Below are 1,488 nucleotides of genomic sequence, written 5' to 3'. Positions count from 1 at the left end.
TTTCGTGTGCCCGGCACGGGTATAAACTATAGGGTTCAAGTCCCGAACGGCGAAGGTCGTTGTAGCCGTTAGTCAAAGGCAAGGGTGTCCAGGGAGACCTGGAATCTGAAGGAAGCCGGAGGCAAATTTCCGCCCCGAGGAACACGAATCTCATAATAGGCTGTCTGCCTGGGGTGAGTCTGCGAAACAAGATGAAGCCCCAACGACCAAAGGGGCAGGCAGTAAATGAGGCGGGGATATGGAAAGGAAGTTTATGCTTTTACCCGGGGAGGTCTGATGGACAAGCCGTACACATGCGGTAACCGATTCCTAAGGAATCGCTGAACCATCAGAAGTCAGCCGAAGCCATAGTACCTTACCTTCCGGAAGGTAGGGGAAGGGCTGAATCATAAAATGAGTACCATTTCTCTGGCGTACGTATCATCTGATGACACAGAATATATCAACCAGTTGCGAGAGAGAAGTGAAGTCTTCGAGGGCGTAACTGGGGTGGAAGATTGATGCCACACAATAGAACGAAATGGTCACGTGGAGGGTAAGTAAATATGTTGGAAAACATCCTACACCGAAACAATATGAATGCCGCCTATCTCAAGGTGACAAAGAATAAAGGAAATCATGGCGTGGACGGCGTTTCCACCTCCGAACTGAAAGCTCAGATTTCGGGAGAATGGGACACCATCCACGACCAACTTCTGAAGGGTACGTATCAACCGTCTCCCGTCCGTCGAGTCGAAATCCCGAAACCGAACGGAGGCAAACGGAAGTTAGGTATCCCTACGGTGATGGATCGTATGATCCAACAGGCGCTTAACCTCTATCTTCAATCGATATATGACCCAGCGTTTTCCACGCAAAGCCATGGATTCCGACCAGGAAAAAGAGCCCATGATGCGGTGAGGCAGGCGAAAACCTATATCAATGAGGGGTACACTTGGGTTGTGGACATTGATCTTGAGAAATTCTTCGACCGAGTGAATCACGACCGCTTGATGCGAACGCTAAGCTTCCGCATTAAAGACCACCGGGTGCTTCGTCTTATCCGAAGATACCTTCAAGCAGGTATTATGGAAGGTGGGCTTACGACCCCAAACCGAAGTGGAACACCTCAGGGAAGTCCATTAAGCCCTCTCCTTTCGAATATTGTGCTCGATGAACTGGACAAAGAACTGGAATCCAGAGGTATTCGCTTCGTTCGGTTCGCTGATGACGTGCAAATGTATGCAGGTTCCAAACGAGCCGCCGAACGTATCCTCAAGAATATGATGACCTTCATCGAAAAGACGCTGAAACTCAAAGTCAACCGAGAGAAAAGTGCGGTGAGCCGCCCGTGGAAACGTAAGTTTCTCGGGTTCAGCTTTACACCTTCGGTGAAAGGAAAGGCTAGAGTGCGCGTCCACAAAGATTCGGTTCACAAGGCTAAACAACGTTTACGCCAATGGACGAGTCGAAAGTGGAGTACCGATATGACATACCGTATTGAGAAAA

General features: G+C 49.3%; 1 protein-coding gene. It reads left to right on the top strand.

Features of this window, described 5'->3' with window-relative positions:
• Positions 1 to 545 precede the first annotated feature (545 nt).
• Positions 546 to 1,488 (top strand): group II intron reverse transcriptase/maturase (gene ltrA, locus CKW00_RS13395; protein ID WP_095822978.1); only part of this gene is annotated, 943 nt, incomplete at its 3' end.

Origin of the sequence: Salimicrobium humidisoli (genome assembly GCF_002295105.1) — a bacterium.
In the GTDB taxonomy this organism is placed as follows: domain Bacteria; phylum Bacillota; class Bacilli; order Bacillales; family Halobacillaceae; genus Salimicrobium; species Salimicrobium humidisoli.
The sequence above is the reverse complement of the archived record's forward strand: the minus strand, read 5'-3'. Positions and strand labels throughout refer to the sequence as shown.